The 15604-nt window shown below is 65.4% G+C and carries 14 protein-coding genes and 1 riboswitch; of the genes, 10 read left to right on the forward strand and 4 right to left on the reverse strand.

Going from position 1 to position 15604, the window contains the following annotated elements:
* Positions 1-36: 36 nt before the first annotated feature.
* A complete protein-coding gene (gene recG / locus NX778_RS22905; protein WP_258814120.1) occupies positions 37-2097 on the reverse strand; it encodes an ATP-dependent DNA helicase RecG in 2061 nt (686 codons plus the stop codon).
* A 105-nt stretch (positions 2098-2202) separates the two neighbouring features.
* Between recG and queA the strand changes: the two genes are divergently transcribed.
* From queA to secF, 6 genes are all read left to right on the forward strand, one after another.
* Positions 2203-3228, forward strand: a complete 1026-nt coding sequence (gene queA, locus NX778_RS22910) for a tRNA preQ1(34) S-adenosylmethionine ribosyltransferase-isomerase QueA (RefSeq protein ID WP_258814121.1) — start codon at positions 2203-2205, stop codon at positions 3226-3228.
* A gap of 3 nt (positions 3229-3231) precedes the next feature.
* The gene (tgt, locus tag NX778_RS22915; protein ID WP_258814122.1) at positions 3232-4371 is read left to right on the forward strand and encodes a tRNA guanosine(34) transglycosylase Tgt; all 1140 of its coding nucleotides are present in this window, start codon (positions 3232-3234) and stop codon (positions 4369-4371) included.
* 73 nt (positions 4372-4444) lie between these two features.
* Positions 4445-4618, forward strand: a riboswitch (yybP-ykoY riboswitch).
* Between the two features lie 3 nt (positions 4619-4621).
* Positions 4622-5623, forward strand: coding sequence for a sodium:calcium antiporter (locus NX778_RS22920; RefSeq protein ID WP_258814123.1), 1002 nt, complete (start codon positions 4622-4624; stop codon positions 5621-5623).
* 123 nt (positions 5624-5746) lie between these two features.
* A complete protein-coding gene (gene yajC / locus NX778_RS22925; protein ID WP_258814124.1) occupies positions 5747-6082 on the forward strand; it encodes a preprotein translocase subunit YajC in 336 nt (111 codons plus the stop codon).
* Positions 6083-6139: 57 nt separating this feature from the next.
* Positions 6140-8035, forward strand: a complete 1896-nt coding sequence (secD, locus tag NX778_RS22930; RefSeq protein WP_258814125.1) for a protein translocase subunit SecD — start codon at positions 6140-6142, stop codon at positions 8033-8035.
* A gap of 18 nt (positions 8036-8053) precedes the next feature.
* Positions 8054-9076 carry a protein translocase subunit SecF gene (secF, locus tag NX778_RS22935; RefSeq protein ID WP_258814126.1) on the forward strand — a complete coding sequence of 341 codons (1023 nt, stop codon included), beginning with the start codon at positions 8054-8056 and terminating at the stop codon, positions 9074-9076.
* A 315-nt stretch (positions 9077-9391) separates the two neighbouring features.
* On the opposite strand, the gene NX778_RS22940 is transcribed toward secF, so the two are convergent.
* From NX778_RS22940 to NX778_RS22950, 3 genes are all read right to left on the reverse strand, one after another.
* Positions 9392-10225: an HDOD domain-containing protein gene (locus NX778_RS22940; protein WP_258814127.1), complete on the reverse strand. Its 834-nt coding sequence runs from the start codon at positions 10223-10225 to the stop codon at positions 9392-9394.
* Between the two features lie 65 nt (positions 10226-10290).
* A complete protein-coding gene (locus NX778_RS22945; RefSeq protein ID WP_258814128.1) occupies positions 10291-10572 on the reverse strand; it encodes a hypothetical protein in 282 nt (93 codons plus the stop codon).
* 2 nt (positions 10573-10574) lie between these two features.
* Positions 10575-10982 (reverse strand): MarR family winged helix-turn-helix transcriptional regulator, encoded by a 408-nt coding sequence (locus tag NX778_RS22950; RefSeq protein WP_258814129.1) that lies wholly within the window; start codon positions 10980-10982, stop codon positions 10575-10577.
* Between the two features lie 140 nt (positions 10983-11122).
* Here NX778_RS22950 and NX778_RS22955 point away from each other — a divergent pair, with 140 nt between their 5' ends.
* From NX778_RS22955 to NX778_RS22970, 4 genes are all read left to right on the forward strand, one after another.
* Entirely contained in the window at positions 11123-12034 is a 912-nt protein-coding gene (locus tag NX778_RS22955; protein WP_258814130.1) for a DMT family transporter, read from the forward strand.
* Between the two features lie 22 nt (positions 12035-12056).
* On the forward strand, positions 12057-12998 hold the full coding sequence (locus NX778_RS22960; protein WP_258814193.1) for a GlxA family transcriptional regulator: 942 nt from the start codon (positions 12057-12059) through the stop codon (positions 12996-12998).
* Positions 12999-13259: 261 nt separating this feature from the next.
* Entirely contained in the window at positions 13260-14504 is a 1245-nt protein-coding gene (locus tag NX778_RS22965; RefSeq protein WP_258814131.1) for an acetylornithine/succinyldiaminopimelate transaminase, read from the forward strand.
* Positions 14505-14570: 66 nt separating this feature from the next.
* Complete coding sequence (locus tag NX778_RS22970) at positions 14571-15602, forward strand: arginine N-succinyltransferase (RefSeq protein WP_258814132.1); 1032 nt, start codon at positions 14571-14573, stop codon at positions 15600-15602.
* Positions 15603-15604 lie beyond the last annotated feature (2 nt).

Here is a 15604-nt window from a genome sequence, read left to right on the forward strand (position 1 = left end):
GCAATGGGTCGATAGCAGTCCTATCCAAAGCTGAAATCAGACCTTCAGGAACTCCTCACGCCCGCCGAGCCATCGCTCGAGGTGGGCGTCGACCGTGAAGCGGTACGGTCCGTGCTCTTCCTGCAGCAGGTGCTGCGCTACGTCGCGCGCCTGCTCGACGATCCACTGGTCGGTCTCCAGGTTCGCAAAGCGCAGCATCGCCTGGCCCGATTGGCGCGCGCCGAGGAATTCGCCGGGGCCGCGGATCTCCAGGTCGCGCCGCGCTATCTCGAAGCCGTCGGTGGTCTCGCGCATCGTCATCAGGCGCTGCTTGGCGACCGGGCCGAGCGGGCTTTGGTACAGCAGCAGGCAGGCGCTGGCCGCCGAACCGCGGCCCACGCGCCCGCGCAGCTGGTGCAGCTGCGACAGGCCGAAGCGCTCGGCGTGCTCGATCACCATCAGCGAGGCATTCGGCACGTCCACGCCCACCTCGATGACGGTGGTCGCGACCAGCACGTGCACCTCGCCCGCTGCGAAGGCGTCCATCACTTCCTGCTTCTCGGCCGGCTTCAGGCGGCCATGCACCAGGCCGACGCGCAGATCGGGCAGGGCCTCCGCCAGCGTTTCGTAGGTTTCGGTCGCGGTCTGCAGCTGCAGCGCTTCGGATTCCTCGATCAGCGGGCAGACCCAGTAGACCTGACGCCCTTCGAGCGCCGCCGCATGCACGCGCTCGATCACTTCGTCGCGCCGGTTGTCGTCGATGGTGCGCGTGACGATCGGGCTGCGGCCGGGCGGCAGTTCGTCGATCACCGACACTTCGAGGTCGGCATAGTAGGTCATCGCCAGCGTGCGCGGGATCGGCGTGGCCGACATCATCAGCTGGTGCGGCACTTCCCCGCCGGCGCCCTTGTTGCGCAGCGTGAGGCGCTGGCCGACGCCGAAGCGGTGCTGTTCGTCGACGATCGCCAGGCCCAGTTTCGCAAAGTTGACCGTGTCCTGGATCAGCGCGTGCGTGCCGATGACCAGCTGCGCTTCGCCCGATTCGACCAGTTCCATGGCGCTCGACTTGTCTTTTTTCTTCAGGCTGCCGGTGAGCCAGGCGACTTTCACGCCCAGCGGCTCCATCCACGCGGCGATCTTGCGGAAGTGCTGCTCGGCGAGGATCTCGGTGGGCGCCATCAGCGCGGCCTGGTAGCCGCTGTCGATTGCCTGCGCCGCCGCCAGCGCCGCCACCACGGTCTTGCCGCTGCCGACGTCGCCCTGCAGCAGGCGCTGCATCGGAAAGCCCTCGCGCAGGTCGGCGCGGATCTCGCGCACCACGCGCTGCTGGGCGCCGGTAAGCTTGAAGGGCAGGGCGGCGAGGAAGGATTCGGACAAGGTGCCGATGGCCCTGAGCTGCGGCGCGCCCTTGTCGCGGCGGGCGCGCTGGGCGCGTTTCAGTGACAGCTGCTGGGCCAGCAGCTCGTCGAACTTCATGCGGGTCCATGCCGGGTGGGTGCGCTCGGTCAGCGCGTATTCGTCGACGTCGGTGGGCGGGTAGTGCAGCAGCTTGATCGACGGTTCAAAGTCTTCCAGCTTGAGCTGCGCGCGCAGCGCCTGCGGCAGGGTGTCGCGCCAGTCCACGCGCTTCATCGCGTCGCCGATCGCGCGCCGCAGGATGGTCTGCGACAGGCCTTCGCCGGATGGGTAGACCGGCGTCAGCGAAGTGGGAAGCGGGGCGCCTTCGTTGACGATCTTGTACGCCGGGTGGACCATCTCGGCGCCGAAGAAGCCGTGTTTCAGGTCGCCGCGCGCCCGCACCCGCACGCCCTCGGCCAGCTGCTTGACCTGGCTGCCGTAGAAGTTCATGAAGCGCAGCAGCAGCTCGCCGCTGTCATCGGTGATCGTCACCAGCAGCTGGCGGCGCGGCTTGAACGCGATCTCGTTCTTGGTGACGATGCCTTCCACCTGCCAGGTCTGGCCGCCGCGCATGCAAGCCTCGCGGATCGTGACGACCTGGGTCTCGTCCTCGTAGCGCATTGGCAGGTGCAGCACCAGGTCCATGTCCGAGCGCAGGCCCAGCTTGGCGAGCTTGGCTTCGATCTGGGCGGCCGATGCTTTGGGTTTCGGTGCTGGCATAAACGCGGCGAATCAGCGTAAATCACGTAAAATAGAGGGTTCGCCCGCGAGGGCGCGGCCTGTATTGTAAGGCTGCCAGCACCGATTGTTCCAGAGATGACCAGAATGTACACGCTCTCCGATTTCGATTTCGACTTGCCGCCCGAGCGCATCGCGCAGTTTCCGCTGCCCGACCGCAGTGCTTCGCGCCTGCTGCAGCTCGATGGCGAGCGGATCACCGACCGCCACTTCGCCGACATTGTCGACCAGCTCCAGCCGGGCGACCTGCTGGTGATGAACAACACGCGCGTGCTCAAGGCGCGCTTTTTCGGCGTGAAGGAAACCGGCGGCCAGGTCGAAGTGCTGGTCGAGCGCGTGCTGAACGAGCGCAGCGTACTGGCCCAGGTGCGCGCATCGAAGTCGCCCAAGCCGGGCTCGAAGATCCGCCTGTCCGACGCCTTTGACGTGACCGTGGGCGAGCGCGCCGGCGAATTCTTCACGCTGATCTTCGAGGGCGATGTGTTCGACCTGATCGAGGCGCACGGCAGCCTGCCGCTGCCGCCCTATATCGAGCACACTGCCGGCGAATTCGACGAGCAGCGTTACCAGACCGTCTATTCGAAGGAGCCGGGCGCGGTCGCTGCGCCCACCGCCGGCCTGCACTTCGACCAGCCGCTGCTCGACAAGCTGGCCGCCAAGGGCGTCAAGCTGGCCTACGTGACCCTGCACGTGGGCGCCGGCACCTTCCAGCCGGTGCGGGTCGAGAACCTGGACGAGCACAAGATGCACAGCGAGTGGTACACGATCCCGCAGGAGACGGTGGACGCGGTGCGCGCGGCAAAAGCGGCCGGCCGCGACGTGGTCGCCGTCGGCACCACCAGCCTGCGCGCGCTGGAGGCGGCCTCGCAGTCGGGCGAGATCAAGGCCGGCAGCGACGACACCTCGATCTTCATCACGCCCGGCTACAAGTTCCGCACCGTGACGCGCCTGATCACCAACTTCCACCTGCCGAAGTCGACCCTGATGATGCTGGTGTCGGCCTTCGCCGGCTACGACGCGATCCGCAAGGCCTACGCCCATGCCATCGCCAATGAATACCGGTTCTTCAGCTATGGCGACGCCATGCTGCTGACCACCCAATCACGCCAATAAAGCATGCTCGAATTCACCCTCCTCAAGAAAGACACCAGCGGCCTGTCGCACGCGCGCCGCGGCCGCCTGAAGCTCAACCACGGCACGATCGAGACGCCGATCTTCATGCCGGTCGGGACCTATGGTTCGGTCAAGGCCATGGATCCGGACGAGCTGAAACAGGTCGGTTCGCAGATCATCCTCGGGAATACTTTCCACCTGTGGCTGCGCCCGGGCACCGAGGTGCTCGACAAGTTCGGCGGCCTGCACGGCTTCATGGGCTGGGACGGCCCGATCCTGACCGACTCCGGCGGCTTCCAGGTGTTCTCGCTGGGCGCGATGCGCAAGATCACGGAGGAGGGCGTGAAGTTCGCCTCGCCGATCGACGGTTCGCGCCAGTTCCTGTCGCCGGAAGTGTCGATGCAGATCCAGCGCTCGCTGAACTCGGACATCGTGATGCAGTTCGACGAGTGCACGCCGTACGAGATCGACGGCCGCCCGGCCACCGCCGAGGAAGCGGCCAAGTCGATGCGCATGTCGCTGCGCTGGGCCCAGCGCTCGATGAACGAGTTCAATCGCGGCGAGAACCCGAACGCGCTGTTCGGCATCGTCCAGGGCGGCATGTACGAGCGCCTGCGCGACGAGTCGCTGGCCGGGCTGGAGGACATCAATTTCCCGGGCCTGGCGATCGGCGGCCTGTCGGTGGGCGAACCAAAGGAAGACATGCAGCGCATCCTGGCCCACGTCGGCCCGCGCCTGCCGGAGAACAAGCCGCACTACCTGATGGGTGTGGGCACGCCGGAAGACCTGGTCGATGGCGTGGCCAATGGCGTGGACATGTTCGACTGCGTGATGCCGACCCGGAACGCGCGCAACGGCTGGCTGTTCACCCGCTTCGGCGACCTGAAGATCAAGAATGCGCGCTACAAGGACGACACGGCGCCGCTGGATGAATCGTGCGATTGCTACACCTGCAAGAACTTCTCGCGGGCTTACCTGCATCACCTGCACCGTTCGAAGGAAATCCTGGGCGCGCGGCTGAATACGATCCACAACCTGCACTACTACCTGAAGCTGATGCAGGAGATTCGCGATGCGATCGATGCGGATGGTTTCCACGCGTTCCGCCTGAAGTTCAATGCTGACCGGGCGCGCGGCGTTTAATTGTTTAGATACCGTCGTTCAAGCCTTCGCGGGAACGACGGTCTGTTTTTGCATAATGCCCTGTGGTAAACTCCCCGCATTCATTGGGGAGTAGCCTCCTTCCCGCAACGGGAAGGGCTGACGTCAACATACTTGGCCCGCAGGCCATGGCGTCAGCGGTTGAAACGCTTGGCAAGACCTTTGATCATGTCGCCTTCCGTGGCCGGACGGGCGTATGGTCATTGGTACGTGTCCGGCCTTGGAACCTTCGATGCTCCTGACAATTTTCTTCCTGATTCTTTCCGCCGCGGTCATCTACCTGTCCTGCGAATACTTCGTCAACGGCGTTGAATGGATCGGCCACCGCTTCGGCCTGACCCAGAACGCCACCGGCACCGTGCTCGCCGCCTTCGGCACCGCCTTGCCTGAAAGCGTCGTGACCTTTGTCGCGGTCGCCTTCGGCAAGGACAGCGCCGCCAAGGACATCGGCGTCGGCGCCGCGCTCGGCGGCCCGCTGGTGCTGGCGACCATCTCCTACGCCGTGGTCGGCCTGACCTACCTGACCGTCAAGGACAAGCTGAAGTGGTCGTCCGTCATGCAATCCACCGGCCGGCTGCTGGCGCGCGACCAGGGCTGGTTCCTGTGCATCTTCGTGTTCAAGCTGGCGCTGGGCCTGGTGGTGTTCGCCTGGAAGCCCTGGCTGGGCGCGGTGTTCCTGCTGGCCTATGGCGTGTATGTATGGAAGTCGATGTCGGCCGAGGGCGACCTGGCGCTGGCCGAAGACCTCGAACCGCTCAAGCTGCGCCCGCGCGAAGAATCGCCGCATGCCGGCTGGGCGATCGCGCAGACGCTGCTGGCGCTGGTCGTCATCTTCTTCGCCTCGCAGCTGTTCGTGCACCGGCTGGAAGACATCGGCCCGATGCTGGGCATCCCGCCGCAGCTGGTGGCGCTGCTCCTGAGCCCGATCGCGACCGAGCTGCCGGAGACCCTTAACGCGGTGATCTGGGTGCGCCAGCGCAAGCCGGAACTGGCGCTGGCAAACATCAGTGGGGCGATGATGATCCAGGCCACCGTGCCCAGCGCCCTTGGCATGTTCTTCACGCCCTGGCTGCTGGACACTTCCCTGTTGTGGGCCGGCATCGTGACCATGGTGTCGATTTCCGGCCTGCTGTTGTTAATCCGCCAGAAACAGCTGACCGCCCAGCGTTTCGCCATGTTCGGACTGCTGTACGGGGTGTTCGGAATCGGCCTGGTCTGGGCCATGCATCACTAATTTCACAATATATCTTGCAAAAGGGCATCTCAGCCGCATATGGTCCAGAATGGCCCGCGCGCGGCGCCCGGTGCTAGAATACAGCGCTATTTTTTAATCCAACTATTACAAAACGGAGTCCTTGTGTTCTTCATTTCCAATGCCTACGCGCAAACCACGGCGGCAGCCGAGCCCGGCCTGCTGGGTAACCTCGGTACCTTCGCCCCGCTGATCCTGATGTTCGTGGTCATGTATTTCATCATGATCCGTCCCCAGCAGAAGCGCCAGAAAGAACTCAAGTCGATGATGGAAGCGCTCGCCAAGGGTGACGAAGTGATCACCGTCGGCGGCGTGCTCGGCAAGGTCAGCAAGGTGACCGAAGCCTATGTGACGATCGAAGTGGCGCCGAACACCGAAATCGTGGTGCAAAAGAACGCGGTCACGACCCTGCTGCCGAAAGGCACCATCAAGTCCCTGTAAGCGTCCCCGGCGGCCCGCGCGGCCGTCCGGCAGTCCAACACAGAACGCTGGAACACTATGAATCGCTATCCCCTCTGGAAATACATCATGATCACCGTCGCGGTGGTTCTGGGCCTGCTGTACACGGCGCCGAACTACTTCGGCGAATCGCCGGCCTTGCAGGTCACCGCCGGCAAGTCCACGACCAAGGTCACCAGCGACCTGGCCACGCGCGTGCGGGACTCGCTCACGCGTGACGGCATCGCGGCCACCACGGTCGATCTGGAAGGGGCTGGCGACATGTCGTCGGTGCGGGCGCGCTTCGCCACCACCGACGCCCAGTTCAAGGCCAAGTCGGCGCTGGAGCGCGACCTGAACCGCGACCCGGCCGACCCCGACTACATCGTCACCGTCAACCTGGTCAAGAACACGCCCAAGTGGATGGAAGTGATCGGCGCGAAGCCGATGAACCTCGGCCTGGACCTGCGCGGCGGCGTGCACTTCCTGCTGCAGGTGGATGCCAAGGCGACGCTGGAAACCCGCATCAAGGGCATCCAGGCCAGCGCCCGCAGCCTGCTGCGCGACAAGGACATCCGTCACGCCGGCATCGAGCGCAACGGCAACCAGCTGCTGATCCACTTCCGCGACGCCGCGACCCGCGACGCCGCCCGCAATGCGCTGGCCAATTCGAACGCCGACCTGGCGCTGGCCGACGCGGCCGACGGCAACGACCTGCAGCTGCTGGTCAGCCTGAAGAAAGAGGCGCTCACGCGCGTGGTGGAAGAGGGCGTCAAGCAGAACATCGCGACCCTGTCCAAGCGCATCAACGAACTGGGCGTGTCCGAGCCGGTGATCCAGCAGCAGGGCGGCGACCGCATCGTGGTCGAGCTGCCGGGCGTGCAGGACGTGGCGCGCGCCAAGGACATCATCGGCCGCACCGCGACCCTCGAATTCCGCATGGTCGATTCGTCGATCACCCCGGGCACCGAAACCACCGCCCAGATCCCGCTCAACGACGAACTGTTCACCGAAGGCCGCGGCGCCCCGGTGGTCGTTTTCAAAGACGTGATCCTGACCGGCGACTACATCTCCAGCGCACAGGCGAGCTTCGACTCGAACCACCAGCCGGCCGTGAGCCTGGACCTGAACGGCGACGGCGGCCGCAAGATGCGCGAAGCGACCCGTGAGAACGTCGGCAAGAAAATGGCCGTGCTGCTGAAGGAAAAAGGCAAGTACAACGTGCTGACCGCCCCGGTGATCCAGAGCGAGCTGGGTTCCGGCTTCCAGATCACCAATATGGGCACCAGCACCGAAGCGGCCGAGCTGGCCCTGCTGCTGCGCTCCGGCGCGCTGTCGGCGCCGATGGAATTCATCGAGGAGCGCGTGGTCGGCCCGCAGCTGGGCGTGGAGAACATCGCCAAGGGCCTGCACTCGACCCTGTGGGGCTTCGTCGCCATCGCGATCTTCATGATCATCTACTACCAGCTGTTCGGCGCCTTCAGCGTGATCGCGCTGGGCACCAACCTGCTGTTCCTGCTGGCCCTGCTGTCGATGCTGGGCGTGACGCTGACCCTGCCGGGTATCGCGGCAATCGCGCTGGCGCTGGGTATGGCAATTGACGCCAACGTCCTGATCAACGAGCGCATCCGCGAGGAACTGCGTGCCGGGAACACGCCGCAGGCGGCGATCTCGGCCGGCTTCGAGCGCGCCTGGGCCACCATTCTCGACTCCAACGTGACCACCCTGATCGTCGGCCTGTCGCTGCTGATCTTCGGTTCGGGCGCGGTGCGCGGCTTCGCCGTGGTGCACTGCCTGGGCATCCTGACCTCGATGTTCTCGGCGGTCGTGGTGTCGCGCGGCGTGGTCAACCTCTGGTACGGCCGCAAGAAGAAACTGGGCAAGATCGCCATCGGTACGGTCTGGACGCCGGGCATCACCGGCGCCGGCGCCAAGACCTCCGCAGCGAAGAAATAAACTCAACCGGGAACGAAGATGGAATTTTTCAAGATCAAACGGGACATCCCGTTCATGCGCCACGCGTTGATTTTCAACGTGATCTCGGCGCTGACCTTTGTCGCCGCCGTATTCTTCCTGTGGCACAAGGGCCTGCATTTCTCGGTCGAGTTCACCGGCGGCACCGTGATGGAGCTGCGCTATCCGCAAGCGGCCGACCAGGAGAAGATCCGCCACAACCTGGTCAAGCTCGGCTTCGAGTCGCCCGAGGTGGCCAGCTTCGGCACGGCGCAGGACATCATGCTGCGCCTGCCGACGGTCAAGGGCCCGGCCGGCGCGAACCTGTCGGCCAATGTGTTCAACTCCCTGTGCGCGGCTGAAAACGGCGCGCCCAAGCAAATGCAGGCGACCACCGAGAAGGGCGAAAACGTCACCCGCACCGGCTGCTTCGACGCCGCCGGCAAGGAAGTGGTGAGCCTGCAGCGCGTGGACTTCGTCGGCCCGTCGGTCGGCGACGAACTGGCCCAGAACGGCCTGAACGCGCTGATCATGGTGGTGATCGGCGTGATGATCTACCTGGCCGTGCGCTTCGAGTGGAAGTTCGCGGTGGCGGCGATCGTGGCGAACCTGCACGACGTGGTCATCATCCTCGGCTTCTTCGCCTTCTTCCAGTGGGAATTCTCGCTGACGGTGCTGGCGGCGGTGCTGGCGGTGCTGGGCTACTCGGTCAACGAGTCGGTGGTGATCTTCGACCGTATCCGCGAGACCTTCCGCAAGCAGCGCAAGATGGACGTGACCGAGGTCATCGACCACGCGATCACCAGCACCATCTCGCGTACCATCATTACCCACGGCTGTACCCAGATGATGGTGCTGTCGATGCTGTTCTTCGGCGGCCAGACCCTGCACTACTTCGCGGTGGCGCTGACCATCGGTATCTGCTTCGGTATCTACTCGTCGGTGTTCGTGGCTGCCGCCATCGCCAAGTGGCTGGGCGTGAAGCGCGAAGACCTGGTCAAGCCGCAGAAGCAGCGTGACGAAACGGACGGCGCGGTGGTCTGAACGCCAGCTGGCAAAAGGTCACACGCAAATGTGACCTTTTTTACTTTTGTGTGAGTTACCGCACAGAATACAAATAGTCCAAACCGTAAGATGGACTCGTCTCTTTCAGGACATCCCTAGTTTTGGACTTCACCCGCTCCCCGTGAGCGGGTTTTTTTTGCCCAATGGTTCCTGAATAGAAGTTCTGTTTTGTGTGAACCATCGCACGGTGGATTCACATTCCATGGACTATTCTAGAACTGTCTCTTTCAGGACATCCCTAGTTTTGGACTTTGCCCGCTCTTGCAGCGGGCATTTTTTTTGGTCCGCGGGATGTCAGCTGAGGGCGGCGGCGAGGCTGCGCACTTCGTCGGCCGATTCTTCCAGCACCTTGGCCAGGGTGCCGTCGCCGATGGCGAAATCGACGGTGGCGGCGGCCGAGGCGCTGCTCGCGCCGGGACGCTCGTGCAGGGGCGAGCGCACGCTGGCCAGGTCATTGGCCAGCAGCAGGGTGTCGCCCAGGGTTTCCGGCGGCAGGGCGCGCAGGCCGTTCCACAGGGCTTCGATGGCGCCGGTGACGGGCGCCGGCACGTCCAGCTTGCGCAGCACGGCGCGGCCGATGGCCACTTCGCCGTGGGTGATCCATTCATCGGCGCAATCGTCGAGCAGGCCGGGGAATTCGGCGGCGCGCGACAGCATGTAGAAGCCGCCCACCTCGTGCACGATGCCGGCGAACATCGCGGTATCGGCATCCACGTGCGACACGCGGCGCGCAATCACTTGCGACAGGGCGGCCACGCTGGCGCTGTGCTGCCACAGCTGGTCGGCCTTGGCGCGCAGGCTGGGCTCGCGGATCTGGCCGGCCAGCTGGCGCGCGACCACGGAGGCGGTGAGGGCGCCCAGGGCGCGGAAACCGATGCGCTGGACTGCGGTGGCGACATTGGTCACCTCGCGTCCGGCCGGATTGTAGGCCACCGAGTTGGCGATGGCGACGGTGCGCGCGGCCAGCAGGGGCTCGGCCTGCACCAGGCGCGCGGCGGCATCCAGGTGGCAATCCGGGTTGGCGAGCGCGCGCTGCAGCCCGAGCGTGGCCTCGACATTGGTCGGGAACGCGAGTTCGCCGCGCTGGGCTTCGGCGGCGATCGTCTTCAGGGCGTGGAGTCTGTCCATTGGGAAATTATACTCCCGGTCACGGACGGGCTTCCAAAAAAGTTTCCGTAAGGAATTGTTACGGATCAGGACTCGCTGAAGATCGCGTCGTAGCCGTCGCGGCTGTCCTCGGTGTCCTTCAATTCATCGACCAGGCCGAGGTCGAGCAGTTCCTCGACCGCGTTGATGAAGCTGTTGACCTTGGCCGCGCCGATCAGGCGGTAGATCTCGCCGGCCTCGTTGCGCACCCCGATCAGCATTTTTTCCTGGCGTACTTCGTCGACCGGGGCCACGTCCAGCAGCAGGTTGCCGATGATGTGCTTGTCGAAGTGGGCGGGCTTTTTTCCCTCGAGCAGCGTGGTTTTCAAAATTACTCCTTTGCTTGCGGTGCTGCGGAAGCGTCGTGCATGCGTTGCCGCAGGGTGCCGAGCGCCTCATCCAGCTTGTCGAAATCCGCCGCGCCGTACGCGGCAAACAGTGTCTTGCCGTGCTCGACGACTTTGGGGAACACCTCGCGGAACATGGCGTCGCCGGCCGGCGTCAGGCGCACGTAGAACGAACGCTTGTCGCCGCTGTTGCGGCAACGCTCGACCACGCCCTTCTGCTCCAGCCGCTCGATCACCCCGGTCAGCGTACCCTTGGTGATGAGTGTGCGCTCGCCCAGTTCCTTGTAGCTCATGCCCGCGGTGTTGCCGAGCGTGGCGACGATGTCGAACTGCGCGTGCGTCAGCCCGCACGAGCGGACGAATTCGCCCGCATGCCGCTCGAAACCCTGCATGCATTCCGCCAGAAGCCGGACACTGCGTAAGTAACGTTCCCCCATTCACAGATTATACCGCGCGCTGTTGCAGCCCATCCGTGCCTGCGGCCGCCCGGGGCCGGTGTTACCATAGATTCTTTGCCAACAGCATTTTTCCAATGCCGCTACAGAACCGCCGCTTGTCCGGCATTTTCGCCCTGCTGGTCGTCACCCTGGTGTGGGGCACGACCTTTCCCGCCATGAAGGCGCTGACCGCCAACTTTACGCCGGTCTGGATCATCTTCGTGCGCTTCGCGATGGCCGCCGTGCTGCTGTCACCCTTCCTGTTGCGCGCCGGGCGCGGCGACCTGCGCTCGGGGATGCTGCTTGGCCTGCTGTTGTTTTTCTGCTTCGTGGCCCAGGTCGAGGGGCTGGCGCTGACCAGTTCCAACCGCAATGCCTTCATCTGCGGCCTGAACGTACTGGTGGTGCCGCTGCTTGGCGTGCTGGGCGGGCGCCTGCCGGAAAAGCGCATCGTGCTGGCGCTGGTGCTCGCGATCGCCGGGCTGACCGCCCTGTGCTGGGATAGCGGGTCGTGGGGCCGCGGCGACACGCTGGCGCTGTTTTCGGCGCTGTCCTTCGGCGTCTACGTGAAGGTGATGGAGGTGCGCACCCAGGCCGCCACCAGCCTGCTGTCGGTGACCGCCGCGCAGATCGGCACCGTGGCCCTGTGCTCCGCGCTGTGGCTGCTGCTGCGCGAGGCGCCGCGCGGCCCCGAGGACATCGCCAACTACTGGACCTACCTCGGCCAGCACACCGCACGCTACTGGATCAATTTCGCTTACCTGGGCGTGGTCGCGACCGCGGCCATCATCTCGCTGCAGACCTGGGGCCAGTCGCGCACCACCGCCAACGAGGCGGCCGTGATGTATTCCTTCGAGCCGGGCGCGGCGGCGGTGTTCGGCTTTTTCTGGCTGGGCGAAGCCCTGACCGGCCGGGGCTGGCTCGGCGCGGTACTGTTGATCTCCGGTATGATAGTCAGTCAATGGAATTCCGAGAGCCGTCCGGCCGGCGCGCTCGCCCCCGAGTAAATGATCGTTGTCCCTTGCCCAGATGCCGCAAGCTGACCTGTCCGTCCTGGCGCAGGAACGGCCGCTGCGCATCCTGCTGCTGGACGCCGGCGCGCCGGACACGCTGACCTGGTCCGGGCTGTACCAGCCGCTGCGCATGGCCGCCAAGATCGTGGGGCCGGAGCGCCTGCACGTGGACGTGCGCAGCCCCGACAAATTCGGCGCCGACGGCGCCCGGCCCTGGCACCTGGTGTTGCTGGTGGCGGACGAATCCGAGAGCGGCCTGAAGCCGGCCAATATGCGGGCCCTGGTGGCGCGCTGCCGCGCCACGCCGTTCTGGGGCGGGGTGGGCGCGGGCGTGCTGTGGCTGGCCGATGCGGGCGCGCTGGGCGGGGTCCGCGCGGCGCTGCCGTGGTCGCTGTACGTGGAAGCGGGCGACAGCGCGGATTCGGCAGTGTTCACGCCCCATCTCTACGAAATCGACGACAACCGGCTGACCTGCAGCGGCGGCGCGGCCAGCATCGACTTCGCGCTGACCCTGGTCGAGCAGCTGTTCGGCGCGACGGTGCAGGCGCAGGTGAAGGAAGTGCTGTGCGTGGACCGCGTGCGCGGGCCGGACGAGCGCCAGCGGGTGGCGCTGCAGGCCCGCTTCGGCGCCCTGCAGCCCAAGCTGACCGAGGCGGTGACCCTGATGGAGGCGAATATCGAGGAGCCGCTGTCGACCGACGAAATCGCGCAGCTGGCGGGGATTTCGCGGCGGCAGCTGGAGCGGTTGTTCAAGCAATACCTGGGAACGCTGCCGTCGCGCTACTACCTCGAACTGCGCCTGAAGCGGGCGCGGCAGCTGCTGCTGGATACCAATCACTCGATCGTGCAGGTGGGGCTGATGTGCGGGTTTTCGTCCGGTTCCCACTTCTCCACGGCCTTTGGCGCCCTGTTCGGCAAGACGCCGCGCGAGGAGCGCCAGCGCAAACTCGGCCAATAAACGTTGAACCGTCGTCCCGGCGGAGGCCGGGATCCATGCTGAGCCAACTGGCCTGCGGCGTAACTTTTCGACTACTCAGATTGTCTTTGGGTCCCGGCCTGCGCCGGGACGACGGTCTTGAGGGTAGTTGCCCTAACTAAAAATGAAAATGCCTGTCGCAGATTGAAAAGAACTTGCCAATTTGCGTTCCTATAATTGCTTGACTGCGCGGCAGAGATGTCCGCGCATCCCCTATTGATTCGATTGGATGAGGAAGAAGCCATGAACGCAAAGCTTGATTCGGGTGTCACTACGCGGCCTGTCACTCGGCAGACCTTCGACGAGGTCCTCGTCCCGACCTACGCCCCCGCCAATTTCGTGCCGGTGCGTGCTTCGGGCCTGGACGTGTGGGACCAGGAAGGCAAGCATTACCTCGACTTCACCTCCGGCATCGCCGTGTGCTCGCTGGGCCACTCGAACCCGGTGCTGAACGCGGCCGTCATCAAGCAGATGCAGACCGCCTGGCACTTCTCCAACGCCTACACCAACGAGCCGGTGCTGCGCCTGGGCCTGGCCCTGACCGAAGCCACCTTCGCCGACCGCGCCTTCTTCTGCAACTCGGGCGCCGAAGCCAATGAGGCCGCGCTCAAGCTGGCGCGCAAGTACGCGCACGCCAAGTTCGGCCCGCACAAGTCGCGCATCGTGTCCTGCCTGTCGTCGTTCCACGGCCGCACCCTGTTCACGGTGTCGGTCGGCGGCCAGTCGAAGTACACCGAAGGCTTCGAGCCGCTGCCGCAGGACATCAACCACATCAACTACAACGACATCGAGTCCGCACGCGCCGCGATCACCGATGACGTCTGCGCGGTCATCGTCGAGCCGATCCAGGGCGAAGGCGGCGTGATCCCGGGCGACCTGGCCTTCCTCAAGGAGCTGCGCGAGCTGTGCAACAAGACCGGCGCCCTGTTGATCTTCGACGAAGTGCAGTCCGGCGTGGGCCGCACCGGCGCCCTGTTCGAGTACATGAACATCGGTATCACCCCGGACATCCTGACCTCGGCCAAGGCGCTGGGCAACGGCTTCCCGATCGGCGCCATGCTGACCACCAACGAGATCGCCCAGCAGTTCAACGTCGGCGCCCACGGCACCACCTACGGCGGCAACCCGCTGGCCGCGACCGCCGCGCTGACCGTGCTGGACGAGATGTCCAAGCCGGGCTTCTTCGACCGCGTCAAGGAAGCCTCCGCCAGGATCTTCGCCAACCTCGAACAGCTGGCGGTCGACTACCCGCAGCTGTTCGGCAAGGTGCGCGGCAAGGGCCTGCTGATCGGCCTGCCGATGGCCGAAGGCTACAAGGGCAAGGCCAAGGACTACACCAAGACCGCCGAAAAGCTCGGCCTGATGCTGCTGGTGGCCGGCCCCGACGTGGTGCGCCTGGCGCCGCCGCTGGTGGTGTCGGACGCGCAGATCGCGGAAGCCGACCGCATCATGCGCCAGGCCGCGGACGAGTTCCTGAAGGCGGCGTAACGGCCTTCCACCAGGGCCGGCCCGCATGCGGCCGGCCTGTCGCCCGCACTCTAGTAGGGAGTTCACATGTTTGTTGTCCGTCCGGTCGAACGCGCGGATGTCGGCGCCCTTGAGACCCTGGCCGCGCTGCCGATGCCCGGCGTGCACACGCTGCCGCGCACGCGCGACAAGCTGGCCGCCTCGGTCGAACGCTCGATCGCCTCGTTCGCCGCCCATGTCGACATCCCGAGCGAAGAGTCGTACATGTTCGTGCTCGAAGACCTCGCTACCGGCGAAATCGCCGGCACCGCCGCGATCCACGCGTCGGCCGGCTCCAACGGCACCTACTTCGCCTTCCGCAACGACGTGATCCAGCAGGTCTCGCGCGACCTGAACATCAGCCACAGCGTGCACGCGCTGACGCTGTGCTCCGAACTGACCGCCTACTCGCAGCTGTCCGGCTTCTACGCCAAGGACGTGGGCGGCGACGGCGCCGAAGCCGCGCTGCTGTCGCGCGCGCGCCTGCTGTTCGCGGTGCTGGCGCCGCACCGCTTCGGCGACCGCTTCTTCGTGCCGCTGGCCGGCCGTAGCGACAGCAAGGGCCAGTCGCCGTTCTGGAATGCGCTGGGCCGCAAATTCTTCAAGATGGACTTCCTCGACGCCGAGCGCATCATCGGCGGCTCGCGCAACCGCACGCTGATCCTGGAGCTGATGCCGCACTACCCGGTGTACGTGCCGCTGCTGCCGGGCGATGCCCAGGCCGCGATGGGCCAGATCCATCCCAGCGGCCAGCTCGCGTTCAACCTGCTGGCCGAGGAAGGCTTCGAGGCCGACGAATACATCGACATCTTCGACGGCGGCCCGATCCTGCTGGCGCACAAGGGCGCGCTGCGCTCCTTCGCCGGCTCGATGATGCGGCGCGTCGCCACCACCGAACGGCTGGCCGCCGCGCGCGAATCGCTGGTCAGCTACGCGGTGGCGCGCAGCGAGCAGCAGTTCCGCGCCATCACGGTGGCCGCGCCGCCGGTCGAAACCGGCGAGGCGATCCACCTGCCGCGCGAAGCCCAGCAGGCGCTGCGCGTGGAGCCGGGCGAGAACGTCATCTGCGTCAGAATCTGAGA

This window comes from Massilia terrae, assembly GCF_024753145.1.
GTDB classification, from domain to species: Bacteria; Pseudomonadota; Gammaproteobacteria; order Burkholderiales; family Burkholderiaceae_D; genus Telluria; species Telluria terrae.

Coding starts and splice junctions, on each gene's coding strand:
- recG (WP_258814120.1), bottom strand. CDS start 2,097: ATGCCAGCACCGAAACCCAAAGCATCGGCCGCCCAGATCGAAGCCAAG.
- queA (WP_258814121.1), top strand. CDS start 2,203: ATGTACACGCTCTCCGATTTCGATTTCGACTTGCCGCCCGAGCGCATC.
- tgt (WP_258814122.1), top strand. CDS start 3,232: ATGCTCGAATTCACCCTCCTCAAGAAAGACACCAGCGGCCTGTCGCAC.
- NX778_RS22920 (WP_258814123.1), top strand. CDS start 4,622: ATGCTCCTGACAATTTTCTTCCTGATTCTTTCCGCCGCGGTCATCTAC.
- secD (WP_258814125.1), top strand. CDS start 6,140: ATGAATCGCTATCCCCTCTGGAAATACATCATGATCACCGTCGCGGTG.
- secF (WP_258814126.1), top strand. CDS start 8,054: ATGGAATTTTTCAAGATCAAACGGGACATCCCGTTCATGCGCCACGCG.
- NX778_RS22940 (WP_258814127.1), bottom strand. CDS start 10,225: ATGGACAGACTCCACGCCCTGAAGACGATCGCCGCCGAAGCCCAGCGC.
- NX778_RS22950 (WP_258814129.1), bottom strand. CDS start 10,982: ATGCAGGGTTTCGAGCGGCATGCGGGCGAATTCGTCCGCTCGTGCGGG.
- NX778_RS22955 (WP_258814130.1), top strand. CDS start 11,123: ATGCCGCTACAGAACCGCCGCTTGTCCGGCATTTTCGCCCTGCTGGTC.
- NX778_RS22960 (WP_258814193.1), top strand. CDS start 12,057: ATGCCGCAAGCTGACCTGTCCGTCCTGGCGCAGGAACGGCCGCTGCGC.
- NX778_RS22965 (WP_258814131.1), top strand. CDS start 13,260: ATGAACGCAAAGCTTGATTCGGGTGTCACTACGCGGCCTGTCACTCGG.
- NX778_RS22970 (WP_258814132.1), top strand. CDS start 14,571: ATGTTTGTTGTCCGTCCGGTCGAACGCGCGGATGTCGGCGCCCTTGAG.